Source organism: Streptosporangium sp. NPDC000396 (assembly GCF_042898655.1).
Lineage (GTDB): Bacteria > Actinomycetota > Actinomycetes > Streptosporangiales > Streptosporangiaceae > Streptosporangium.
This window is the reverse complement of record NZ_JBIAZA010000032.1, coordinates 90,899-112,802: the sequence shown is the minus strand read 5'-3', so window position 1 is coordinate 112,802 and position 21,904 is coordinate 90,899. Positions and strand designations below refer to the sequence as shown.

The 21,904-nt window shown below is 66.0% G+C and carries 37 protein-coding genes; all 37 read left to right on the top strand.

The window, feature by feature from the left end; all coding sequences use genetic code 11:
• Window positions 1–173 precede the first annotated feature (173 nt).
• Window positions 174–1,367 carry an elongation factor Tu gene (tuf, locus tag ACFY2X_RS37970; RefSeq protein WP_389947912.1) on the top strand — a complete coding sequence of 398 codons (1,194 nt, stop codon included), beginning with the start codon at window positions 174–176 and terminating at the stop codon, window positions 1,365–1,367.
• Between the two features lie 258 nt (window positions 1,368–1,625).
• On the top strand, window positions 1,626–1,934 hold the full coding sequence (gene rpsJ, locus ACFY2X_RS37965; RefSeq protein ID WP_012887830.1) for a 30S ribosomal protein S10: 309 nt from the start codon (window positions 1,626–1,628) through the stop codon (window positions 1,932–1,934).
• A 14-nt stretch (window positions 1,935–1,948) separates the two neighbouring features.
• A complete protein-coding gene (gene rplC / locus ACFY2X_RS37960; protein WP_389947911.1) occupies window positions 1,949–2,602 on the top strand; it encodes a 50S ribosomal protein L3 in 654 nt (217 codons plus the stop codon).
• Complete coding sequence (gene rplD / locus ACFY2X_RS37955; protein WP_389947910.1) at window positions 2,599–3,246, top strand: 50S ribosomal protein L4; 648 nt, start codon at window positions 2,599–2,601, stop codon at window positions 3,244–3,246. The genes rplC and rplD overlap by 4 nt, the downstream gene beginning before the upstream one ends.
• Window positions 3,246–3,548 carry a 50S ribosomal protein L23 gene (gene rplW / locus ACFY2X_RS37950; protein WP_389947909.1) on the top strand — a complete coding sequence of 101 codons (303 nt, stop codon included), beginning with the start codon at window positions 3,246–3,248 and terminating at the stop codon, window positions 3,546–3,548. The genes rplD and rplW overlap by 1 nt, the downstream gene beginning before the upstream one ends.
• 92 nt (window positions 3,549–3,640) lie before the next feature.
• On the top strand, window positions 3,641–4,477 hold the full coding sequence (rplB, locus tag ACFY2X_RS37945; RefSeq protein ID WP_389947908.1) for a 50S ribosomal protein L2: 837 nt from the start codon (window positions 3,641–3,643) through the stop codon (window positions 4,475–4,477).
• 11 nt (window positions 4,478–4,488) lie between these two features.
• Window positions 4,489–4,767 carry a 30S ribosomal protein S19 gene (gene rpsS / locus ACFY2X_RS37940; protein WP_030451498.1) on the top strand — a complete coding sequence of 93 codons (279 nt, stop codon included), beginning with the start codon at window positions 4,489–4,491 and terminating at the stop codon, window positions 4,765–4,767.
• A 28-nt stretch (window positions 4,768–4,795) separates the two neighbouring features.
• Entirely contained in the window at window positions 4,796–5,149 is a 354-nt protein-coding gene (rplV, locus tag ACFY2X_RS37935) for a 50S ribosomal protein L22 (protein ID WP_012887836.1), read from the top strand.
• Window positions 5,149–5,994, top strand: a complete 846-nt coding sequence (gene rpsC / locus ACFY2X_RS37930) for a 30S ribosomal protein S3 (protein WP_389947907.1) — start codon at window positions 5,149–5,151, stop codon at window positions 5,992–5,994. Before rplV ends, rpsC begins: the two co-directional genes overlap by 1 nt.
• Window positions 5,995–5,996: 2 nt before the next feature.
• Window positions 5,997–6,416: a 50S ribosomal protein L16 gene (gene rplP / locus ACFY2X_RS37925; RefSeq protein WP_012887838.1), complete on the top strand. Its 420-nt coding sequence runs from the start codon at window positions 5,997–5,999 to the stop codon at window positions 6,414–6,416.
• Window positions 6,416–6,652 (top strand): 50S ribosomal protein L29, encoded by a 237-nt coding sequence (gene rpmC / locus ACFY2X_RS37920; protein WP_068928352.1) that lies wholly within the window; start codon window positions 6,416–6,418, stop codon window positions 6,650–6,652. The genes rplP and rpmC overlap by 1 nt, the downstream gene beginning before the upstream one ends.
• Window positions 6,645–6,926, top strand: a complete 282-nt coding sequence (rpsQ, locus tag ACFY2X_RS37915; RefSeq protein ID WP_389947906.1) for a 30S ribosomal protein S17 — start codon at window positions 6,645–6,647, stop codon at window positions 6,924–6,926. Before rpmC ends, rpsQ begins: the two co-directional genes overlap by 8 nt.
• Window positions 6,927–7,107: 181 nt before the next feature.
• The gene (gene rplN / locus ACFY2X_RS37910; protein WP_068896541.1) at window positions 7,108–7,476 is read left to right on the top strand and encodes a 50S ribosomal protein L14; all 369 of its coding nucleotides are present in this window, start codon (window positions 7,108–7,110) and stop codon (window positions 7,474–7,476) included.
• A gap of 8 nt (window positions 7,477–7,484) precedes the next feature.
• A complete protein-coding gene (gene rplX / locus ACFY2X_RS37905; RefSeq protein WP_389947916.1) occupies window positions 7,485–7,781 on the top strand; it encodes a 50S ribosomal protein L24 in 297 nt (98 codons plus the stop codon).
• Window positions 7,781–8,362 (top strand): 50S ribosomal protein L5, encoded by a 582-nt coding sequence (rplE, locus tag ACFY2X_RS37900; protein WP_389947905.1) that lies wholly within the window; start codon window positions 7,781–7,783, stop codon window positions 8,360–8,362. Before rplX ends, rplE begins: the two co-directional genes overlap by 1 nt.
• Window positions 8,363–8,364: 2 nt before the next feature.
• Complete coding sequence (locus ACFY2X_RS37895) at window positions 8,365–8,550, top strand: type Z 30S ribosomal protein S14 (RefSeq protein WP_012887844.1); 186 nt, start codon at window positions 8,365–8,367, stop codon at window positions 8,548–8,550.
• Between the two features lie 144 nt (window positions 8,551–8,694).
• Window positions 8,695–9,093 (top strand): 30S ribosomal protein S8, encoded by a 399-nt coding sequence (gene rpsH, locus ACFY2X_RS37890; protein WP_389947904.1) that lies wholly within the window; start codon window positions 8,695–8,697, stop codon window positions 9,091–9,093.
• Window positions 9,094–9,110: 17 nt separating this feature from the next.
• Window positions 9,111–9,653 (top strand): 50S ribosomal protein L6, encoded by a 543-nt coding sequence (gene rplF / locus ACFY2X_RS37885; protein ID WP_389947903.1) that lies wholly within the window; start codon window positions 9,111–9,113, stop codon window positions 9,651–9,653.
• A 2-nt stretch (window positions 9,654–9,655) separates the two neighbouring features.
• Window positions 9,656–10,039, top strand: a complete 384-nt coding sequence (gene rplR / locus ACFY2X_RS37880) for a 50S ribosomal protein L18 (protein ID WP_389947902.1) — start codon at window positions 9,656–9,658, stop codon at window positions 10,037–10,039.
• A gap of 34 nt (window positions 10,040–10,073) precedes the next feature.
• Window positions 10,074–10,706, top strand: a complete 633-nt coding sequence (rpsE, locus tag ACFY2X_RS37875; protein WP_389947901.1) for a 30S ribosomal protein S5 — start codon at window positions 10,074–10,076, stop codon at window positions 10,704–10,706.
• A 3-nt stretch (window positions 10,707–10,709) separates the two neighbouring features.
• Window positions 10,710–10,892, top strand: a complete 183-nt coding sequence (rpmD, locus tag ACFY2X_RS37870) for a 50S ribosomal protein L30 (RefSeq protein WP_068896549.1) — start codon at window positions 10,710–10,712, stop codon at window positions 10,890–10,892.
• Between the two features lie 2 nt (window positions 10,893–10,894).
• Complete coding sequence (gene rplO / locus ACFY2X_RS37865; protein WP_389947900.1) at window positions 10,895–11,350, top strand: 50S ribosomal protein L15; 456 nt, start codon at window positions 10,895–10,897, stop codon at window positions 11,348–11,350.
• A gap of 175 nt (window positions 11,351–11,525) precedes the next feature.
• On the top strand, window positions 11,526–12,842 hold the full coding sequence (gene secY / locus ACFY2X_RS37860) for a preprotein translocase subunit SecY (RefSeq protein ID WP_389947899.1): 1,317 nt from the start codon (window positions 11,526–11,528) through the stop codon (window positions 12,840–12,842).
• Window positions 12,842–13,492: an adenylate kinase gene (locus ACFY2X_RS37855; RefSeq protein WP_389947898.1), complete on the top strand. Its 651-nt coding sequence runs from the start codon at window positions 12,842–12,844 to the stop codon at window positions 13,490–13,492. The genes secY and ACFY2X_RS37855 overlap by 1 nt, the downstream gene beginning before the upstream one ends.
• A 119-nt stretch (window positions 13,493–13,611) precedes the next feature.
• Window positions 13,612–14,430: a type I methionyl aminopeptidase gene (gene map, locus ACFY2X_RS37850; protein WP_389947897.1), complete on the top strand. Its 819-nt coding sequence runs from the start codon at window positions 13,612–13,614 to the stop codon at window positions 14,428–14,430.
• A gap of 36 nt (window positions 14,431–14,466) precedes the next feature.
• Window positions 14,467–14,919, top strand: coding sequence for a DUF1707 domain-containing protein (locus ACFY2X_RS37845; protein ID WP_389947896.1), 453 nt, complete (start codon window positions 14,467–14,469; stop codon window positions 14,917–14,919).
• A gap of 104 nt (window positions 14,920–15,023) precedes the next feature.
• Entirely contained in the window at window positions 15,024–15,488 is a 465-nt protein-coding gene (locus ACFY2X_RS37840; RefSeq protein WP_389947895.1) for a hypothetical protein, read from the top strand.
• A gap of 169 nt (window positions 15,489–15,657) precedes the next feature.
• Window positions 15,658–16,143, top strand: coding sequence for a hypothetical protein (locus ACFY2X_RS37835; protein WP_389947894.1), 486 nt, complete (start codon window positions 15,658–15,660; stop codon window positions 16,141–16,143).
• A gap of 85 nt (window positions 16,144–16,228) precedes the next feature.
• Window positions 16,229–16,864 carry a class F sortase gene (locus ACFY2X_RS37830; RefSeq protein ID WP_389947893.1) on the top strand — a complete coding sequence of 212 codons (636 nt, stop codon included), beginning with the start codon at window positions 16,229–16,231 and terminating at the stop codon, window positions 16,862–16,864.
• A 185-nt stretch (window positions 16,865–17,049) separates the two neighbouring features.
• A complete protein-coding gene (gene infA / locus ACFY2X_RS37825) occupies window positions 17,050–17,271 on the top strand; it encodes a translation initiation factor IF-1 (protein WP_012887858.1) in 222 nt (73 codons plus the stop codon).
• A 24-nt stretch (window positions 17,272–17,295) separates the two neighbouring features.
• The gene (rpmJ, locus tag ACFY2X_RS37820; RefSeq protein WP_003956441.1) at window positions 17,296–17,409 is read left to right on the top strand and encodes a 50S ribosomal protein L36; all 114 of its coding nucleotides are present in this window, start codon (window positions 17,296–17,298) and stop codon (window positions 17,407–17,409) included.
• Between the two features lie 209 nt (window positions 17,410–17,618).
• Entirely contained in the window at window positions 17,619–17,999 is a 381-nt protein-coding gene (gene rpsM / locus ACFY2X_RS37815) for a 30S ribosomal protein S13 (protein ID WP_184538269.1), read from the top strand.
• A 45-nt stretch (window positions 18,000–18,044) separates the two neighbouring features.
• Window positions 18,045–18,449, top strand: coding sequence for a 30S ribosomal protein S11 (rpsK, locus tag ACFY2X_RS37810; protein WP_012887860.1), 405 nt, complete (start codon window positions 18,045–18,047; stop codon window positions 18,447–18,449).
• A 20-nt stretch (window positions 18,450–18,469) separates the two neighbouring features.
• Window positions 18,470–19,096, top strand: a complete 627-nt coding sequence (gene rpsD / locus ACFY2X_RS37805; protein ID WP_389947892.1) for a 30S ribosomal protein S4 — start codon at window positions 18,470–18,472, stop codon at window positions 19,094–19,096.
• 99 nt (window positions 19,097–19,195) lie between these two features.
• The gene (locus ACFY2X_RS37800; RefSeq protein ID WP_389947891.1) at window positions 19,196–20,212 is read left to right on the top strand and encodes a DNA-directed RNA polymerase subunit alpha; all 1,017 of its coding nucleotides are present in this window, start codon (window positions 19,196–19,198) and stop codon (window positions 20,210–20,212) included.
• An 87-nt stretch (window positions 20,213–20,299) separates the two neighbouring features.
• Window positions 20,300–20,806, top strand: coding sequence for a 50S ribosomal protein L17 (gene rplQ, locus ACFY2X_RS37795; RefSeq protein ID WP_389947890.1), 507 nt, complete (start codon window positions 20,300–20,302; stop codon window positions 20,804–20,806).
• A 79-nt stretch (window positions 20,807–20,885) separates the two neighbouring features.
• Complete coding sequence (truA, locus tag ACFY2X_RS37790; RefSeq protein ID WP_389947889.1) at window positions 20,886–21,776, top strand: tRNA pseudouridine(38-40) synthase TruA; 891 nt, start codon at window positions 20,886–20,888, stop codon at window positions 21,774–21,776.
• Window positions 21,777–21,904 lie beyond the last annotated feature (128 nt).

Below are 21,904 nucleotides of genomic sequence, written 5' to 3'. Positions count from 1 at the left end.
GGGATGAGTAAGCCCGGCATTCGCTTCGGTATGGGCGGCGAGGAGATCGTCGCCCCACTACCGGAGGGGTGCGGGGCGAGCGGTTTCTCGCCGGCCGGTTCCGGCAGGGACCGGCTTCCCCAAGCCCGAGTGAAAAGACGCAAGTCAAGTCAGAATCTCTAAGGAGACAAGCAGTGGCCAAGGCCAAGTTCGAGCGGACCAAGCCGCACGTAAACATCGGCACCATTGGGCACATCGACCACGGCAAGACCACTCTGACCGCGGCGATCACCAAGGTGCTCCACGAGCGTTTCCCGAACCTCAACGAGGCGACCCCGTTCGACAAGATCGACAAGGCGCCCGAGGAGAAGGCTCGTGGTATCACGATCTCCATCGCGCACGTCGAGTACCAGACCGAGAAGCGCCACTACGCTCACGTGGACTGCCCCGGTCACGCCGACTACGTGAAGAACATGATCACCGGTGCGGCTCAGATGGACGGCGCGATCCTCGTGGTCGCCGCCACCGACGGTCCGATGCCGCAGACCAAGGAGCACGTCCTCCTGGCCCGCCAGGTCGGCGTTCCCTACATCGTCGTTGCCCTCAACAAGGCCGACATGGTGGACGACGAGGAGATCCTGGAGCTCGTCGAGCTCGAGGTCCGTGAGCTCCTCTCGGCCCAGGAGTTCCCCGGCGACGACCTGCCGGTCGTCCGCGTCTCAGCGCTGAAGGCGCTTGAGGGCGACAGCAAGTGGGGCGACTCGATCATCGAGCTCATGACCGCCGTGGACGAGAACGTCCCCGAGCCGACCCGTGAGACCGACAAGCCGTTCCTCATGCCGATCGAGGACGTCTTCTCGATCACCGGTCGCGGCACCGTCGTCACCGGCCGTATCGAGCGCGGTGTCGTCAAGGTCAACGAGACCGTCGACATCATCGGCATCAAGGACACCAAGACCACCACCACGGTCACCGGTGTCGAGATGTTCCGCAAGCTCCTCGACGAGGGCCAGGCCGGTGACAACGTCGGTCTGCTCCTGCGTGGTATCAAGCGTGAGGACGTCGAGCGCGGCCAGTGCATCATCAAGCCGGGCACGACCACCCCGCACACCGAGTTCGAGGCTCAGGTCTACATCCTGTCCAAGGACGAGGGTGGCCGCCACACGCCGTTCTTCAACAACTACCGTCCGCAGTTCTACTTCCGTACGACTGACGTGACCGGTGTTGTGAACCTGCCCGAGGGCACCGAGATGGTCATGCCCGGTGACAACACCGAGATGTCCGTCCAGCTCATCCAGCCCATCGCGATGGAGGACGGTCTCAAGTTCGCCATCCGTGAGGGTGGCCGCACCGTCGGTGCGGGTCGAGTGACCAAGATCATCAAGTAGTACGATCGCGGAGTGGCGGTCGGCCCTCACGAAAGGGCCGGCCGCCGCACCACGAGGAGGCGGTGCCGTACGGCATGCGCTTCCGGCAACGCCCCACGAACCGTGATCTCGCAGTTGGTTCGGCCGCAACGTGACCGAAGTAACTGCCAGATCACGGAAGAAAGCGCAGATCAACAGCGTCTGCTACGTGGGACACCCATAGCGGCCACAGGCCGCACGCAACTTTTTCAGACGACAGCGAAGGACACCGAGGCCATTATGGCGGGACAGAAGATCCGCATCCGGCTCAAGGCCTATGACCACGAGGTCATCGACAGCTCGGCCAAGAAGATCGTCGAGACGGTGACGCGGACTGGCGCTAAGGTCGCGGGCCCGGTTCCGCTGCCGACCGAGAAGAACGTGTACTGCGTCATCCGCTCGCCGCACAAGTACAAGGACAGCCGCGAGCACTTTGAGATGCGCACGCACAAGCGGCTGATTGACATCATCGACCCGACGCCCAAGACCGTCGACTCGCTCATGCGGCTCGACCTTCCGGCCGGCGTTGACATCTCGATCAAGCTCTGAGGGAACGCACTGACATGGCTAAGCAGATCAAGGGCGTCCTGGGCAAGAAGCTCGGCATGACCCAGGTCTTCGACGCAGACAACCGGATGGTCCCGGTGACCGTCGTCGAGGCCGGTCCGTGCGTGGTGACCCGCGTCCGCACCCCTGAGAAGGACGGCTACTCCGCCGTTCAGCTCGGCTTCGGGCAGGTCGACCCGCGGAAGGTCAACAAGCCGCTCGGCGACTACCTGCGCAAGCATGACATCACCCCGCGCCGTTACTTCGCGGAGATCCGCACCGACGACGCGAGCGAGTACACCCTCGGCCAGGAGCTTCTGGCTGACACCTTCGAGGCCGGCCAGCTCGTCGACGTGACGGGCAAGAGCAAGGGTAAGGGCTTCGCCGGTGCCATGAAGCGTCACGGCTTCAAGGGTCTGGGCGCCTCGCACGGTACCCAGCGCAAGCACCGCTCGCCGGGTTCCATCGGTGGCTGCGCCACCCCCGGCCGCGTCTTCAAGGGCCTGCGCATGGCCGGTCGGATGGGTAACGTCCGCACCACCATCCAGAGCCTGAAGGTTCACGCCGTGGACGCCGAGAAGGGTCTCATCCTGATTAAGGGTGCGATCCCCGGCGCCAACGGCAGCCTGGTTCTCGTCCGCACCGCTGCCAAGAAGGGGGCTGCCAAGTGAGCACCATTGACGTCCTCGACGTGAGCGGAGCGAAGACCGGCACCGTCGACCTGCCCGGAGACGTCTTCGGCGCCAAGGTCAACATCCCGCTGATCCACCAGGTCGTCGTGGCCCAGCTCGCCGCTCGCCGGCAGGGCACGCACAAGGCCAAGACCCGTGGCGAGGTCAGCGGTGGCGGCAAGAAGCCGTACCGCCAGAAGGGCACCGGCCGCGCCCGTCAGGGTTCGACCCGCGCCCCGCAGTTCGCCGGTGGTGGCACCGTCCACGGCCCGGTTCCGCGGGACTACGCCCAGCGGACCCCCAAGAAGATGAAGGCCGCCGCCCTGCGTGGCGCCCTCTCCGACCGGGCGTCCGGTGGCCGCGTTCACGTGGTCAGCGGTCTGGTCGCCGGTGAGACCCCGAAGACCAAGGCGGCTCTTGAGTCGCTTCGGAAGATCACGCAGGCTCGTAGCGTCCTGGTCGTCGTCGACGAGAGCGACGAGCTCACCTGGCTGAGCCTGCGCAACGCCCCCGAGGTCCACCTGCTGGACGCCGGGCAGCTGAACACCTACGACGTGCTCTGCTACGACGACGTCGTCTTCACTCAGGAGGCGTACGACCAGGTCGTCGCGCGTCTGAGCAAGAGCGGGAAGGAAGACGCCTGATGGAGAAGATCGCCGACCCGCGCGACGTCATCATCAAGCCGGTTGTGTCGGAGAAGAGCTACGGCTTGATCGACGAGCACAACAAGTACACGTTCATGGTGAAGAAGACGGCCAACAAGACGCAGATCAAGATCGCCGTTGAGCAGATCTTCGGCGTCAAGGTGACCACCGTCAACACCATCAACCGCCAGGGCAAGCGCAAGCGGACCAGGTCCGGCTACGGCCAGCGCCCCAGCACCAAGCGCGCGATCGTCAGCCTGGTCGAAGGCGACCGGATCGACATCTTCGGCCAGGTCGGCTGACCCGCTCGCTCAGTAAGTAAGAGGGCGAACGCCCCCCGCCTCCCGGCGGGGGGCATTCGCCCGGATTAACCGACGAAGGATGAACGAAAAAGATGGGCATCCGTAAACTCAAGCCGACGACCCCGGGTCGCCGCGGCGCCAGCGTCTCGGACTTCTCCGAGATCACGCGCAGCACGCCCGAGAAGTCGCTGCTTGCGCCCCTTCACAGCAAGGGCGGCCGTAACGTCCACGGCCGGGTTACCACCCGTCACCAGGGTGGTGGCCACAAGCGTGCCTACCGGATCATCGACTTCCGGCGCCACGACAAGGACGGGATCCCGGCCAAGGTCGCTCACATCGAGTACGACCCGAACCGCACGTCCCGCATCGCTCTGCTGCACTACGCCGACGGGGAGAAGCGCTACATCCTCTGCCCGACCGGCCTCAAGCAGGGCGACAGGATCGAGAACGGCCCCACGGCCGACATCAAGCCGGGCAACTGCCTGCCGCTGCGCAACATCCCGACCGGTACCTTCATCCACGCGGTGGAGCTCCGTCCGGGTGGTGGCGCCAAGCTGGGCCGGTCCGCCGGTGCGCAGATCCAGCTGCTCGCCAAGGAGGGCCAGTACGCCACCCTGCGTATGCCGTCCGGCGAAATGCGCCAGGTCGACGTTCGCTGCCGGGCCTCCATCGGCCAGGTCGGCAACGCCGAGCAGGGCAACATCAACTGGGGTAAGGCCGGCCGTATGCGGTGGAAGGGCAAGCGCCCCACCGTCCGCGGTGTCGCGATGAACCCGGTCGACCACCCGCACGGTGGTGGTGAGGGTAAGACCTCCGGTGGTCGTCACCCCGTCAACCCGAAGGGTAAGCCCGAGGGTCGTACCCGTGCGGCGAACAAGGCCAGCGACCGGCTGATCATCCGTCGTCGGACCAAGCGGAAGAAGCGGTAGGAGCAGCCAAAATGCCACGTAGCCTTAAGAAGGGTCCCTTCGTGGACGACCACCTTCAGAAGAAGGTGGATGCCCAGAACGAGAAGGGCACCAAGAACGTCATCAAGACGTGGTCGCGGCGCTCCATGATCGTGCCCGACATGCTCGGTCACACGATCGCCGTTCACGACGGTCGCAAGCACGTCCCGGTGTTCGTCACCGAGTCGATGATCGGTCACAAGCTCGGCGAGTTCGCTCCGACGCGGACGTTCCGCAGCCACGTCAAGGAAGACCGCCGCAGCCGGCGGTAAGCGCCTTAGAAGGTAAGAGGAGTAAGCGATGGAAGCCAGGGCTCAGGTGCGGTTTGCGCGCCACACGCCCATGAAGGCCCGCCGCGTGGTGGACCTCATTCGCGGGCTGCCCGCTTCGGAGGCGCAGGCCGTGCTGCAGTTCGCTCCCCAGTCGGCGAGCGAGACCGTGTACAAGGTGCTGTCGAGCGCCATTGCGAACGCGGAGCACAACTTCAAGCTCGACCGCGACACGCTCTTCGTGAGTCGTGCGTGGGTCGACGAGGGCCCGACGCTGAAGCGGTTCCGTCCCCGCGCTCAGGGTCGTGCCTATCGGATCAACAAGCGGACGAGCCACATCACCGTGATCGTGGAGTCCCGCGAGCCGAAGGGGAGGACCCGCTAGTGGGTCAGAAGGTTAACCCGCACGGGTTCCGCCTCGGCGTCACGACCGACTTCAAGAGCCGGTGGTATGCCGACAAGCTCTACAAGTCGTACGTCGCCGAGGACGTGGCGATCCGCCGCATGCTGAAGAAGGGCATGGAGCGGGCCGGCATCTCCAAGGTGGAGATCGAGCGGACCACCGACCGTGTTCAGGTCGACATCCACACCGCCCGTCCGGGCATCGTCATCGGCCGCCGCGGCGCCGAGGCCGACCGGATCCGTGGCGACCTCGAGAAGCTGACCAAGAAGCAGGTTCAGCTGAACATCCTTGAGGTCAAGAACCCGGAGATCGACGCTCAGCTCGTCGCGCAGGGTGTGGCCGAGCAGCTGTCCAGCCGTGTTTCGTTCCGGCGGGCCATGCGCAAGGCCATGCAGTCGGCCATGAAGAGCGGCGCCAAGGGCATCCGGGTGCAGTGCTCCGGCCGTCTGGGCGGCGCCGAGATGTCCCGCTCGGAGTTCTACCGCGAGGGCCGCGTGCCCCTGCACACGCTCCGTGCGGACATCGACTACGGCCTCTACGAGGCCCGTACCACCTTCGGCCGCATCGGCGTGAAGGTGTGGATCTACAAGGGTGAGGCTCCGACCAGCCGCGCCGAGCGTGAGGCGGCTGCCGCCGGTGCTCGTGCGGGCCAGCGTCGCGACGACCGTCGCGGTGCCGGAGCCGGTGGTGACCGTCCCCGCCGTGCCGGTGGCGACCGTCCCCGTCGCGGCGCAGGCCGTGGCGACCGTGCCCCCAGGACCGAGGCGGCCTCGCAGGCTGCCCCCGAGACCGGCCCGGCTGAGCAGCCGGGTGCTGAAGGGAGCTGACCATGCTGATCCCTCGCAGGGTCAAGCACCGCAAGCAGCACCGGCCTGACCGTCACGGCGCCGCCAAGGGTGGCACCAGGGTCGTGTTCGGCGAGTTCGGCATTCAGGCGCTTGAGCACTCCTACGTGACCAACCGCCAGATCGAGTCGGCTCGTATCGCCATGACCCGTCACATCAAGCGTGGCGGAAAGGTCTGGATCAACATCTACCCGGACCGTCCCCTCACCAAGAAGCCTGCCGAGACCCGTATGGGTTCTGGTAAGGGTTCGCCGGAGTGGTGGATCGCCAACGTCAAGCCCGGTCGCGTCATGTTCGAGCTTTCGGGTGTCGCTGAGCCGGTGGCTCGCGAAGCCCTGCGTCGTGCGATGCACAAGCTCCCGATGAAGTGCCGGTTCGTTAAGCGTGAAGTGGGTGAGGCGTGATGGCTAAGGGCCTGACCGCCGGTGAGCTGCGGGCAGAGGACCAGGACACCCTGGTCCAGAAGCTGAAGGAAGCCAAGGAGGAGCTGTTCAACCTCCGCTTCCAGGCCGCGACCGGCCAGTTGGAGAGCCACGGGCGGCTGCGCGCCGTCCGCCGCGAGATCGCCCGTATCTACACCGTGATGCGCGAGCGGGAGCTCGGCATTGTGACGGTTGAGAAGGAGTCGATCGATGGCTGAGACTGCTGAGAGCACGACCGAGGCGCGGAACTACCGCAAGACCCGTGAGGGTCTGGTCGTCAGCGACAAGATGGACAAGACTGTCGTCGTCGCTGTCGAAGACCGCGTCAAGCACCCCTTGTACGGCAAGGTCATCCGCCGGACGACCAAGTACAAGGCCCACGACGAGGCCAACGCCTGCGGCGTCGGCGACCGCGTTCTCCTGATGGAGACCCGGCCGCTGTCCGCCAGCAAGCGCTGGAGGGTCGTCGAGATCCTCGAGCGGGCCAAGTAAAGAACGCGCCTCGTGGGGGGTGACCTGCGTCACCCCCCATGACGGTGTCCAAGGGGGCGGAGCCCGCCTTCGCCCCGCCTGCGGCGGCGGCTCGAAGAGCTGTCGCCGGAGGAACAAGACCACAGCGGTTCCGCAAGGCTCGCCCTCCGGGTGAGAACCAGCGAGACAAACAGGAGTACAAGTGATCCAGCAGGAGTCGCGGCTCAAGGTCGCCGACAACACGGGAGCGAAGGAAGTCCTTTGCATCCGTGTGCTCGGCGGTTCGGGCCGGCGCTACGCGGGAATCGGCGACATCATCGTCGCCACGGTCAAGGACGCCATCCCTGGCGGCACCGTGAAGAAGGGCGACGTGGTCAAGGCCGTCGTCGTCCGCACTGTCAAGGAGCGCCGCCGGCCCGACGGCTCCTACATCCGCTTCGACGAGAACGCCGCCGTCATCATCAAGGACAGCGGTGACCCTCGCGGTACGCGTATCTTCGGCCCCGTCGGACGTGAGCTGCGTGACAAGAAGTTCATGCGCATCATCTCGCTCGCGCCGGAGGTGTTGTAATGCCGAAGCTGCATGTGAAGAAGGGTGACCTGGTTCAGGTCATCGCCGGTAAGGACAAGGGTGCCAAGGGTCGTGTGATCGCCGCCCTCCCGCGCGAGGAGCGCGTGGTGGTCGAAGGCGTCAACATGATCAAGAAGCACTCCAAGGAGACCCACCAGGGCCCGCGTGGCGCCAAGACCGGCGGCGTGCAGACCATGGAGGCTCCCATCCACGTGAGCAACGTCAAGAAGCTCAAGGATGACGAGAAGCCTGCCAAGAAGGAGTCGGCCAAGGCCGCCTCTGACGAGTCGGGTGAGGACAACTGATGACCGCGAACACCACTGAGTCCGTCGAGACTCGGCCCACTCCGCGCCTCAAGCAGCGCTACCGCGAGGAGATCATCGCGAAGCTGCACGAGGAGTTCGGGTTCGAGAACATCATGCTGGTGCCCACGATCACCAAGATCAAGGTGAACATGGGCGTCGGCGAGGCCGCGCGCGACTCGAAGCTCATCGACGGCGCCGTCCGTGACCTCACCGTGATCACCGGTCAGAAGCCGGCGGTCGTCCGGGCCCGTAAGTCCATCGCCCAGTTCAAGCTGCGCGAGGGCATGCCGATCGGCGCGCACGTCACCCTGCGCAACGACCGGATGTGGGAGTTCCTGGACCGGCTGCTGTCGCTGGCGCTGCCGCGTATCCGGGACTTCCGCGGTCTGTCTCCCAAGCAGTTCGACGGCAACGGGAACTACACCTTCGGTCTCACCGAGCAGGTCATGTTCCACGAGGTCGACCAGGACAAGATCGACCGTCAGCGTGGCATGGACATCACGATCGTGACCACTGCTAAGACCGACGACCAGGGCCGGGCGCTGCTCAAGCACCTCGGTTTCCCGTTCAAGGAGGCCTGATCATGGCGAAGACGTCGCTCAAGGTCAAGGCCGCTCGCAAGGCCAAGTTCGAGGTCCGGGCGTACACTCGGTGCTCGCGCTGTGGTCGTCCCCGCGCCGTCTACAGGAAGTTCGGCCTGTGCCGCATCTGCTTCCGCGAGATGGCGCACCGGGGCGAGCTGCCCGGCATCACCAAGTCCAGCTGGTAGACGCTCGCGCGGCCTCCGTGAACACCACGGGCCCGCGCGGCGCCAGCCGCACATAGAAGTTCGTATTCACCGGGCGCTGCCTTAAGCGCCCATGACCGCACCGTAGGTCCCTTGTGGAAACCGCGGTGAGGAAGGCCACCGGCCATGACGATGACCGACCCGATCGCAGACATGCTGACGCGTCTGCGAAACGCGAACTCGGCGTACCACGACACCGTGGCAATGCCGTACTCGAAGATCAAGGCGCACATCGCCGAGATCCTCCAGCAGGAGGGTTACATCCAGTCCTGGAGCGTCGAAGACGCCAAGGTCGGAAAGAACCTCGTGGTGGAGCTCAAGTTCGGGCCGAGCCGTGAGCGGGCGCTCGCGGGCCTGCGCCGGGTTTCCAAGCCCGGTCTGCGGGTTTATGCAAAGAAGGACAACCTGCCCCGAGTCCTGGGTGGACTGGGCGTCGCGATCATCTCGACGTCCGGCGGCCTCATGACCGACAAGCAGGCCGGTAAGCGCGGAGTGGGCGGGGAAGTCCTCGCCTTCGTTTGGTAGAAGGGAGAAAACACAGCATGTCGCGAATCGGACGGCTGCCCATCCCTGTACCGAACGGCGTGGACATCGCCATCGATGGCCGGAATGTCACGGTCAAGGGCCCCAAGGGCACGCTTTCACACACGGTCGCTGAGCCGATCGAGGTCGCCAAGGGCGAGGACGGTGCTGTCACCGTCACGCGTCCCAGCGACGAGAACAAGGTCCGTGCGCTGCACGGGCTGTCCCGCACGCTGATCGCCAACATGGTGACCGGCGTGACCCAGGGATACTCCAAGACTCTGGAGATCGTGGGCGTCGGTTACCGTGTCCAGGCCAAGAGCCCGACTCAGCTCGAGTTCGCTCTCGGCTTCAGCCACCCGGTGATCGTCGACGCCCCCGAGGGTGTCTCCTTCCGCGTCGAGAAGCCGACCCTGTTCCACGTGGACGGCATCGACAAGCAGAAGGTCGGCGAGATCGCCGCGAACATCCGCAAGCTGCGCAAGCCCGACCCGTACAAGGGCAAGGGCGTGCGTTACCAGGGCGAAGTTATCCGCCGCAAGGTCGGAAAGGCTGGTAAGTAGGCATGGCTGGCAAGACTGCGTTCGGCAAGCACACGGCCGCCCGCGCCGTCTCGCGGGCCCGCCGCCACGGCCGAGTCCGCAAGAAGGTTGTTGGTACGGCCGAGCGTCCGCGCCTGGTCGTCAACCGCTCCACGCGACACCTGTTCGTGCAGATCGTCGACGACTCCCAGGGCCACACGCTGGTGAGCGCCTCCACCATGGACGCCTCCCTGCGCTCGGCCGCGGGTGACAAGACCGACAAGGCGAAGCAGGTCGGCGAGCTTCTCGCTCAGCGGGCCAAGGCTGCCGGGATCACCGCCGTCGTGTTCGACCGTGGTGGCAACCGCTACGCGGGCCGCATCGCGGCCCTCGCGGACAGCGCCCGCGAAGGCGGGCTGGAGTTCTGATGGCCCGTCTTACGAATGAGAAGAGGAACCACTAATGGCTGGAGCACCGCGTCGCGGTGGCGCCGCCGGTGGCGAGCGGCGTGACGGTCGTCGTGACGACCGCCGCGGTGGCAACGCTGACAAGGGCGTCTCGTACATCGAGCGCGTCGTAAAGATCAACCGAGTGGCCAAGGTCGTGAAGGGTGGTCGTCGCTTCAGCTTCACCGCCCTGGTCGTCGTCGGTGACGGCAACGGCATGGTCGGCGTCGGCTACGGCAAGGCCAAGGAAGTGCCCGCGGCCATCGCCAAGGGCGTCGAAGAGGCCAAGAAGCACTTCTTCAGGGTGCCCCGCATCCAGGGCACCATCCCGCACATCGTGCAGGGTGAAGAGGCCGCGGGTGTCGTCTTCCTCCGTCCGGCCTCGCCCGGTACCGGTGTCATCGCCGGTGGCCCGGTGCGCGCCGTTCTGGAGTGCGCCGGCATCCACGACGTGCTGTCGAAGTCGCTCGGCTCGGACAACCCGATCAACATCGTGCACGCCACCGTGGCGGCTCTGAAGGGCCTCAGCCGCCCTGAGGAGATCGCGGCCCGGCGTGGCCTGCCGATCGAGGACGTCGCCCCCAAGGCCATGCTCAAGGCTCGCGCCGAGGGCATGGCGGAGGCCGCGGCGGCTAAGGCGGTGAGCTAGCCGATGGCACGCCTGAAGATCACTCAGGTCCGCTCGAAGATCGGCGGCAAGCAGAACCAGCGTGACTCGCTGCGCTCGCTCGGTCTGAAGCGAATCGGCGACGTCGTCGTCAAGGAGGACCGCCCGGAGATCCGCGGCATGGTCTCCGTGGTGACGCACCTCGTCACCGTGGAAGAGGTCGACTAGACATGGCAGAGAACACTCCGCTCCGTATCCACCACCTGCGTCCGGCCCCCGGCGCCAACAAGTCGAAGGTCCGCAAGGGCCGCGGCGAGGCGTCCAAGGGCAAGACCGCCGGTCGTGGCACCAAGGGCACGACGTCCCGGACCACGGTTCCCCTCGGCTTCGAGGGTGGCCAGGTTCCGCTCCAGCGGCGTCTGCCCAAGTTCAAGGGCTTCTCCAACGCCCTGTTCAAGACGACCTACCAGGTTGTCAACCTGGACAGGCTCGGCGAGCTGTTCCCCGAGGGTGGCGACGTCACCGTCGAGGCGCTGGTCGCCAAGGGCGCGGTCCGCAAGAGGCAGCTCGTGAAGGTCCTGGGAACGGGCGAGATCTCCGTGGCGTTGAACGTGCAGGCGCACGCCTTCTCCGCCAGCGCCAAGGAGAAGATCGCCGCTGCCGGTGGCTCCGTCTCCGAGCTGTAGCATCACGACGCGGCGCGGGGGCTCGTAATGGGCTCCCGCGCCCGTAGTGCGTTAGAGTTCGCTGGATAGTGGGTCTCAACTCATTTCCGTGGGCTCGCTGACTTGAGATAGCAAAGATGGACCACCCCCGACCCATCGCTGACCGACCTCGCCTTTCAGGCGCGCAGGAGGGACCGTGCTGACCGCGTTTACCCGAGCGTTCCGTACGCCGGACCTGCGAAAGAAGTTGCTCTTCACACTGGGCATCATCGCGCTGTTCCGGCTCGGCTCGGTTCTTCCGACTCCGGGTGTCAACAACGAAAACATCGCCCGATGCCTCCAGCAGGCACAGGCCGGCGATGCCGGAAACATCTATGGCATGGTGCAGCTGTTCAGCGGTGGCGCCTTGCTCAAGCTGTCGGTGTTCGCGCTCGGCATCATGCCGTACATCACAGCGAGCATCATTCTCCAACTCCTGGTCGTGGTGATTCCTCGCCTGGAAGCCCTCAAGAAGGAGGGCCAGGCAGGCCAGACCAAGATCACGCAATATACGCGTTACCTGACGGTCGGCCTGGCCATTCTCCAGTCGACCGCCTTCATCGCCCTCGCGCGCAGCGGGCAGCTTTTCCCCGGGTGCCGTGAGGAGATCCTGCTCGACAAGGACAACGTCTTCGCCATCGCCACCATGGTGGTGACGATGACCGCCGGTACCGCCGTCATCATGTGGCTGGGCGAGCTCGTCACGGACCGCGGCGTCGGCAACGGCATGTCCATCCTGATCTTCACTCAGGTCATCGCGGTCTTCCCGGCCGAGCTGCTGAACATCGCCCGTCAGAAGGGCGCCTTCGTCTTCAGCGTGGTGATCGTGACCGGTATCGCGATGATCGCCCTGGTGGTCATGGTGGAGCAGGCGCAGCGCCGGGTACCCGTGCAGTACGCCAAGCGCATGGTCGGCCGCCGGATGTACGGCGGGACCTCGACCTACATCCCCCTGAAGGTGAACCAGGCCGGCATCATCCCGGTCATCTTCGCCTCCTCGCTGCTCTACCTTCCGCAGCTGCTCACGACGCTCTTCAGCAACACCCAGGAAGAGCCGAACGCCATCGTCAGCTGGATCCAGCAGCACCTGGTCACGGGTGACACACCCGTCTACATGGCCACCTTCTTCCTGCTGATCGTCTTCTTCACTTACTTCTATGTGTCCATTACCTTCAACCCCGTTGAAGTCGCCGACAACATGAAGAAGTACGGTGGGTTCATTCCGGGTATCCGCCCGGGCCGGCCGACGGCTGAGTACTTGAACTACGTGCTCACGCGACTCACGGCTCCCGGCGCGATCTATCTGGGCCTGATTTCCATGGTCCCGATCGTCGCGCTGGCGCTCGTCGGCGCGAGTCAGAACTTCCCGTTCGGAGGGACGAGCATTCTGATCATGGTTGGTGTCGGCCTTGACACCGTGAAGCAGATCGAAAGCCAGCTCCAGCAGCGCAACTACGAAGGTTTCCTGAGGTAGTGCGTCTCGTCCTGGTGGGGCCCCCCGGAGCGGGTAAGGGGACGCAGGCCCAGTTCATCGCATCGAACCTGTCCATCCCGAAGATCTCGACAGGTGACATCTTCCGTGCCAATGTCTCGGGCGGTACGGAGCTCGGCAAGCTTGCCAAGGAATACATGGACCGCGGCGATCTCGTGCCCGACGAGGTCACCATCGCGATGGTCCGCGACCGCCTCTCGGAGAGCGACGCGCAGGACGGTTTCCTGCTCGACGGCTTCCCCAGGAACGTGCCCCAGGCCGAGATCCTGAAGAAGATGCTCGCCGAGTTCGGTGCCGGCCTGGACATCGTCCTTGAGCTCGTGGTGGACGACGAGGAGGTCGTGCGACGGCTGGCCGGCCGCCGCACGTGCAGCCAGTGCGGTCGCATCTGGCACGTCGACTTCGACGACAAGAAGGACGACGTCTGCGACGCCTGCGGTGGACGGCTCTACCAGCGCGATGACGACAAGGAGCAGACCGTCCGGCACCGGCTGGAGGTCTACCAGGAGCAGACCGCTCCGCTCGTCTCCTTCTACGCCGACGAGGGCATCCTGGTCGGGGTGGACGCGACCGGTCCGGTGGAAGAGGTCACCCAGCGCGCGATGGAGGCATTGGGTCCCTACGCGGACTAGAGAGATCTCACCGAGCACGCCACCCATGGGTTCCCATGGGTGGCGTGCTGCCGTTTAGGGCACAATCGGGGGAATTGGGCTCCCGGATTGCCCGTTGAATCACCCCAGGGGGTGCGCACGTGTTCAAGAAGAACAAGCACGGAATTCAGATCAAGACGCCCGAGCAGCTGGAGAAGATGCGGGCGGCGGGCCTGGTGGTCGGCCGTACGCTGCAGCTGCTCCGGGAGAGTGTCCAGCCGGGAATGACACCGCTGGACCTCGACGAGATCGCGGAGAAGGCGATCCGGGACGAGGGCGCGATCCCCTCCTTCAAGGGATACCAGGGCTTCCCGGCGACGATCTGCGCGTCGGTGAACCACGAGGTCGTTCACGGTATCCCGAGCAAACGGCGGGCGCTGCAGGAAGGCGACGTCATCTCGATCGACTGTGGGGCCATCCTGGACGGCTGGCACGGCGACTCGGCCATCACGGTTCCGGTGGGCGAGGTGGACCCCAAGCTGACCGAGCTGATGCGGGTCACCGAGGAGGCCATGTGGCGGGGGATCGCCGCGCTCACCGTGGGCCGCCACCTGTCCGACATCGGCCACGAGGTGGAGAAGTACGTCCGCTCCCAGGGCCGCTACGGCATCCCCCAGGAGTACGGCGGGCACGGCATCGGCACCGAGATGCACATGGACCCGTGGGTCGCCAACCATGGCAAGCCGGGCCGCGGGCCGCGCTTCGAGCCGGGCATGTGCTTCGCCGTCGAGCCGATGGTGAACCTCGGCACCGACCGGACCAAGGTCCTGGCCGATGACTGGACCGTCGTCACCGTCGACGGCAAGGCCTCCGCCCACTTCGAGCACAGCGTTGCGGTGACCCATAATGGACCTTGGGTACTGACCGCCCTTGACGGGGGTGAAGAGCGGCTTGCCGAGCTGTTGGGAAACGCGGGCTAGGTGAACATCCCGCGCCGGTGAGCGGATGTGGTTGAGATGGCGGCAAGCCCGGACATGCGGGCCTCGGACGGCGATCGGGACAAGGTCGCCACGGTCCTGCAGGAGCACTACGCACAGGGTCGGCTCAGCGCCGACGAGTTCAACGAGCGGCTGGAGCAGCTCTACGGGAGCAAGACGTACGGCGAGCTCGCCATGCTCACCTCCGACCTGCCCGACGTGGACCTGCGTCAGCTGCGTGAGTCCTCGTCCCGCCGAGAGCGCCGTCCGGAGCGCCGTGACAGGCGTCAGCTCCAGAAAAAGGGCCTGGCGGCGGTGTGGGCCAGCTGGGCGGCGGCGAGCGGCGTCAACTGGGCGGTGTGGCTCATTCTCGGGGTGACGAACGGCTTCGACTTCCCCTACCCCTGGCCCCTGTGGGTGATGGGGCCCTGGGGCGTGATGCTGCTGATCACCACGTTCTTCGCTCTCCTGGCAAACAGGGACAACCAGTAATAGTTCACGTTCGTGCTGAGTGTGCATTCCTGCGCAGAGAGGCGGATCGAATCTTCCTAACGTGAGCGGTGTCCGAACGGCGGACCCCTTCTCAGGAGGAAGATATGAGCAAGATTCGCGCCTTTGTCGTCGGTACCGCCCTCACCGGTTCGCTCGCCGCCGGTCTGGCCGCAGCCCCCGCCCAGGCGGCCACCGCCGGCACCTCCGCCGCCCAGCAGGCGCAGAGCCCGCGGAAACACTTCTTCGGCCCGTACTACTCCGCGTTCGGCGGAGGCGAGGACTTCGGCCACCGGTCCTACTTCAAGGGCTACTGGTACAGCGACAGCGGCCGTTACTGGTTCTTCGGGGACCTGTTCGACCGTGATCACGACCGCGAGTACAGCTACGTGTGGTTCAAGTGGCACGACAGGTTCGGCAGCCACGTCAAGTACTACAAGACCTTCGGCAACCGGCACTTCGAGAAGTTCGGCGGTTTCAAGAAGAGCAGCGGCTTCGACGACTTCAAGATCCGCGTCTGCGAGGGCACCGATCGTTTCGACGACTGCGGTGGCTGGGGAGACGCCTTCTAGGGATCACCACTGCCTGAAAAGCCCCCCGATGACTGGTCATCGGGGGGCTTTCGCGCTGTGCCAGAACTTTACCGCCCGTAACAGTTGGCCCTGATCAAGACGGGTAGATGATCGTTGTCGGGGCAGGCCCGTGAGGTGGGGGTGGGTAATGGGCCTCAGGCGAGACCCTGTGGCATCGGCCAAAGTCCTGGTGGGAAGCGCGGCCGTGCTGGTGTTCGCGGGAGGCGCGGCCGGGGGCGGCGATGTGAGCGTCACGCCGTCGACGGTCCACCCGGGACAGAGCGTGAGCATATCCGTCGATCCTTGCGTCGCCCCGGCGACGGCCTACTCCGCGGCGTTCAAGACCACCTCGGCGGGGCTGAGCAAGCATGACGGCACGATGTACGGCACCGCCCGCATCAGTCCCCACGCCGCACCCGGCACCTACGCCATCACCGTTCGCTGCGTCCGGGGCGGGCCGTACAACGGCACGTTCGTCGTGAACGACACCCACCCGACCAACGGGCCCGACACCGGTGGTGGCGGACTCGCGATGGCCGAAGCCGACGACACCGAGCGCACCGCCTGGCTCTTCGGGGCACTGGCCACGGTCGTGACGGCCCTGGGGGCGGGCCTGGCGCTGGTGCGCGGCCGCCGCAAACGAAGCGATCACTAGACTTCCGTGCTCGCCCGGGACCTTTCATGCGGGTCATCGGCGGGGCCGCGTTCCGGGCGGGCACGGATCCATCTCTTTCGTCCGTGTGCTTCTGGGCCTGGCACTCGTGGCGGCCGGGTGCGGCATCGCGGCGCCGGGGGAGAAGGGGAGTCCCGGCGCCCTCCGGGCGGGCGCGTCGCCCGCGCGGGCCGGAGCGGGCGGGTCGGGCCGGCCGACCCCGCTCGCGCAGGAACTCGGCCGAGGCGAGCCGACGCGGATCATGATTCCGAGCATCGGGGTGAACGCCCCGCTGGTGGTGCTCGGGCTGAGGGGCGACGGCACGCTCGCCGTACCGCCGCTCGATCACGCCGACTTCGCCGGCTGGTACGGCGGAGGCCCGACCCCGGGGGAGCCCGGCTCGGCGGTCATCGTCGGGCACCTCGACACCAGGAGCGGGCCCGCCGTGTTCGCCCGGCTCGGCGAGCTCAAGGCCGGGGACCCCATCTTCGTGGCACGCGGGGACGGAACCGTGGCGGTCTTCGCGGTGGAGCGGCTGGAGCAGGCGCCCAAGGATCATTTCCCGGCCGACCGCGTGTACGGCTCGACACGGGAGAGGCGGTTGAGCCTAGTGACGTGTGGTGGGACCTTCGACCAGGTCAGGCGTTCCTACGAGGACAATGTGATCGTTCACGCGCTGTACCGTGCCGGTTACCTCGCCGCGGATCTGCGCTATCCTGGTTAGCGGTTGTGTCAAGGTACCGGCCGTCTGTTTCGCATTTCTTCGCCGCGTACCGTACACTCCTTCTTCGGTTCACTATGACCATTGCGCGTCGGCGGTGTCGCAACCGCCGCTCTCATCGAAGCGCTGGGTCGCGGCTGCTTAGTGTTCCGAAGCCTCAGACGACCGATCAGTGAAACGCGAGGGACATGGCCAAGAAAGACGGCGCCATCGAGATCGAGGGCACTGTGGTTGAGTCGCTCCCGAACGCGATGTTCCGGGTGCAGCTCGATAACGGCCATAAGGTCCTGGCCCACATCAGCGGGCGGATGCGGATGCACTACATCCGAATCCTTCCTGACGACAGGGTGGTCGTCGAACTGAGCCCCTACGACCTTAGTCGTGGGCGGATCGTCTACCGATACAAGTAAGCGTCTGAGGGACGAATAAGGACTATGAAGGTCAAGCCGAGCGTCAAGAAGATCTGTGACAAGTGCAAGGTGATTCGCCGGCACGGTCGCGTCATGGTGATCTGCGACAACCTGCGCCACAAGCAGCGTCAGGGCTAGTCACAGAGAACAGGCCTTACATAGAGTCCGTCCTCGTGGCGGGCTCGACCCATGTGAGGCTGACAAAGTAATCGCGTTTCACACCTGCGTAGGCGGCGATGCCGTACCCCGCAGGAGACCCCCGGTCGGAGGCCGGGGCCCTCGCCCCGGGCATGGGGAGGGGAAGTGAGGCGTAGGACCTCCGCCACAAAGAAGGAGAATGCCCGACCATGGCTCGCCTGGTTGGCGTCGACCTCCCCCGCGACAAGCGGCTGGAGATCGCTCTCACCTACATTTACGGAATCGGCCGCACTCGCGCGCTTGAGACCCTCAAGGCCACGGGCGTGAGTGGCGACCTTCGGGTTCACCAGCTCACGGACGAAGAGCTCGTTCCGCTGCGTGACTACATCGAGGCCAACTTCAAGATCGAAGGTGACCTCCGCCGTGAGGTCCAGGCCGACATTCGCCGCAAGATCGAGATTCAGTGCTACCAGGGCATCCGGCACCGCCGTGGCCTTCCCGTGCACGGTCAGCGTACGCAGACCAACGCGCGCACCCGTAAGGGCAAGAAGAAGACCGTGGCCGGCAAGAAGAAGCCCGGTAAGAAGTAGTCCGCGCAGCCGCAGGACCGAAGACCTCAGGAGTGAAGGCAAGCAATGCCTCCTAAGAGCCGCCAGGGTGCCCCTAAGAAGGTGCGCCGCAAGGAAAAGAAGAACGTCGCTCACGGGCACGCCCACATCAAGAGCACGTTCAACAACACGATCGTTTCGATCACCGACCCGAGCGGGAACGTGATCTCCTGGGCCAGCGCCGGCCACGTCGGGTTCAAGGGCTCCCGTAAGTCCACCCCGTTCGCCGCGCAGATGGCCGCCGAGAACGCCGCGCGCCGCGCCATGGAGCACGGCATGCGCAAGGTCGACGTCTTCGTCAAGGGCCCCGGCTCCGGCCGTGAGACCGCCATCCGTTCGCTGCAGGCGACCGGTCTTGAGGTCGGGTCCATTCAGGACGTCACCCCCGTGCCGCACAACGGCTGCCGTCCGCCCAAGCGCCGTCGCGTCTGACGCCCAGGAGAAGATAGAAAATGGCTCGTTACACGGGTGCGGACTGCAAGCTTTGCCGTCGTGAGAAGACCAAGCTCTTCCTCAAGGGCAAGAAGTGTGAGTCCGCGAAGTGCCCCATCGAGATCCGTCCTTACCCGCCGGGTGAGCACGGCCGCGGCCGTCCCAAGGAGTCTGAGTACCAGCTCCAGCTTCGTGAGAAGCAGAAGACCCGCCGCATCTACGGCGTCCTCGAGAAGCAGTTCCGCAACTACTACGAGGAAGCCAACCGCAAGGGCGGCAAGACCGGCGAGAACCTCCTCCAGATCCTGGAGAGCCGTCTCGACAACGTGGTCTACCGCGCCGGTTTCGCCGAGTCCCGCGACGCCGCTCGCCAGCAGGTCCGTCACGGCCACATCCTGGTGAACGGCAAGAAGGTCGACATCCCGTCGTACCGCGTTCGCGAGCACGACATCGTCGAGGTCCGCGAGCGTTCGCGCAACCTTCTGCCCTACGAGGTGGCTCGCGCCACCTCCGGTGACAAGACGTTCCCGGCCTGGCTGGGCGTCGCTCCGGAGGCCATGCGGGTCCTGATCCACCAGCTCCCGGTCCGTCAGCAGATCGACACCCAGGTCCAGGAGCAGCTGATCGTCGAGCTCTACTCCAAGTAAGAGCTCTCGCAAGTGCCGTGCGGTTCGCCGCACGGCACTTATGCTGTTGTTTCGAGCGACGTCAAATAGCGGGCGTCGCCATGCAGGGGGAGATCCCAAATGCTGATCGCTCAGCGTCCGGCCCTCCTTGAGGAGTCCCTCGAGGAGACCCGGTCCAAGTTCATCATCGAGCCGCTGGAGCCGGGCTTCGGCTACACCATCGGCAACTCGCTGCGTCGCACGCTGCTGTCGTCCATCCCGGGCGCGGCCGTGACCAGCATCCGCATCGAGGGTGTGCTGCACGAGTTCTCGACCGTTCCGGGTGTCAAGGAAGACGTCACCGACATCATCCTGAACCTCAAGGAACTGGTCGTCTCCTCGGAGCACGACGAGCCCGTGGTCATGTACCTGCGCAAGCAGGGCCCCGGCGACGTCACCGCCGCCGACATCGCGCCCCCGGCCGGTGTCGAGGTGCACAACCCCGAGCTGCGCATCGCCACGCTGAACGGCAAGGCGAAGCTGGAGATGGAGCTGACCGTCGAGCGCGGTCGCGGCTACGTCTCCGCGGCGCAGAACAAGCAGCCGGGCCAGGAGATCGGTCGCATCCCGATCGACTCCATCTACTCGCCGGTGCTCAAGGTCACCTACAAGGTCGAGGCGACCCGTGTCGAGCAGCGCACCGACTTCGACCGTCTGATCCTGGACGTCGAGACCAAGCCGTGCATGAAGCCCCGTGACGCGGTGGCCTCCGCCGGTAAGACCCTCGTCGAGCTGTTCGGTCTCGCCCGCGAGCTGAACGTCGAGGCCGAGGGCATCGACATCGGCCCGTCGCCGACGGACGCGGCCCTGGCCGCCGACCTGGCGCTGCCGATCGAGGAGCTGAACCTCACCGTCCGCTCCTACAACTGCCTCAAGCGCGAGGGCATCCACACCGTGGGTGAGCTCGTCGCCCGCAGCGAGCAGGACCTGCTGGACATACGCAACTTCGGTGCGAAGTCCATCGAAGAGGTCAAGCAGAAGCTGCACGAGATGACGCTCGCGCTGAAGGACTCCCCGCCCGGGTTCGACCCGAGCGCGGTGGCCGGTGGCGGCTACGACGACGACGACAGCGCGTACGTCGAGACCGAGCAGTACTGAGTTTGCACATCGGGGGTCCTCAGGACCCGCCGGCCCGACCCCGGTACCTAGTACGGCCGGGGCGGGTTAACTCTCAAGGAGAATGAAATGCCTCAGCCCACCAAGGGCGCCCGTCTCGGCGGAAGCCCGGCTCACGAGCGGCTGATCCTGTCGAACCTCGCCACCCAGCTGTTCCAGCACGGCCGGATCACGACGACCGTGACCAAGGCCAAGCGGCTGCGCCCGCTGGCGGAGCGGCTGATCACCAAGGCGAAGAAGGGCGACATGCACAACCGTCGCCAGGTGCTGACCGTCGTTCGTGACAAGGGTGTCGTCCACCACCTGTTCACCGAGATCGCGCCGACCTTCGCCGAGCGTCCCGGTGGCTACACCCGGATCACCAAGATCGGTCACCGTAAGGGCGACGCCGCCCCCATGGCGGTCATCGAGCTGGTGACCGAGCCGCTGAACACGGTCCGTGTCGGCAAGGCCCAGGCCCCCGCCGCTGAGGCGCCCAAGGCCGAGGAGACCAAGGTCGAGGAGGTCGCCGAGGAGACCGCTGAGGCCACCGAGGCTCCCGCCGAGGAGACCGAGGCCAAGAAGGACGAGGCCTGATCTTTCAGGTCCTGTGAACGGGCCCGGCACCCCCTTCGTGGGAGGAGCCGGGCCCGTTCCCCTTTCCGGGAGGAACATCGTGGTACGGCTGCGCCTGGATCTCGCATACGACGGCACCGGGTTCTCCGGCTGGGCCAAGCAGCCGGGTCGCCGGACGGTCCAGGGGGAGATCGAAGAGGCTCTCGGCACGGTTCTCAGGCTTCCCGAGCCGCCCGCGCTGACCGTGGCCGGGCGGACCGACGCCGGAGTGCACGCCCGGGGCCAGGTGGCTCATGTGGACCTGGAGGTCGAGGCCTTCGGAGCGCTGGAGAGCCGGCACGACCGGAAGACGCCTCAGGCCGACGTCCCCGCGGCCCCCGGATCACCGGCCGGCGTCGATGAGCGCCTTTCTCGCCTCCGCAGGAGGCTAGGTGGGGTCCTGACCCCGGATGTCAGGATTTATGGCGTTACGGTGGCTCCTGAGGGCTTTGACGCGCGATTCTCCGCGGTGTCACGACGGTACGCCTATCGGATCTCTGACGCGCCGGGTGGAGTGGACCCGCTCCGCCGCCATGAGGTCGTCTGGCACAACCGCACGCTCGACCTCGACAAGCTGAACGAGGGCGCCGCCAACCTGCTGGGCGAGCACGACTTCGCCGCCTTCTGCAAGAAGCGCGAGGGCGCGACCACGATCCGTGAGTTGCAGCGGCTTGACTGGGTCCGAGAGGACGATCTCCTCGTGGCGACGGTGGTGGCCGACGCCTTCTGCCACTCGATGGTCCGGGCGCTCATCGGGTCGCTGCTGCCCGTGGGAGAGGGGCGTCTTCCGGCGGACTGGCCCGGCCAGGTGCTGACGCGGGCCGTACGGGACTCCGGGGTGCGTGTCGCACCGGCACACGGTCTCTGCCTTGAGGAAGTGCGCTACCCCCAGGCCGAGGAGCTGGCCCGGCGGGCCGCGGAGACCCGTCGGGTGCGCACGCTCAACGCCTGAAGGTCACGCCGGACACCTGAGGGTCACACCGGCCCGTCTGAGAGGCACACGGGCCCGCCTGGCCGGGCTCGGCTTTCTCCCTGGCCGGTCGGCCGAGTCCGCCTTTGCCTTGCGTGCTTCCAGCCCGG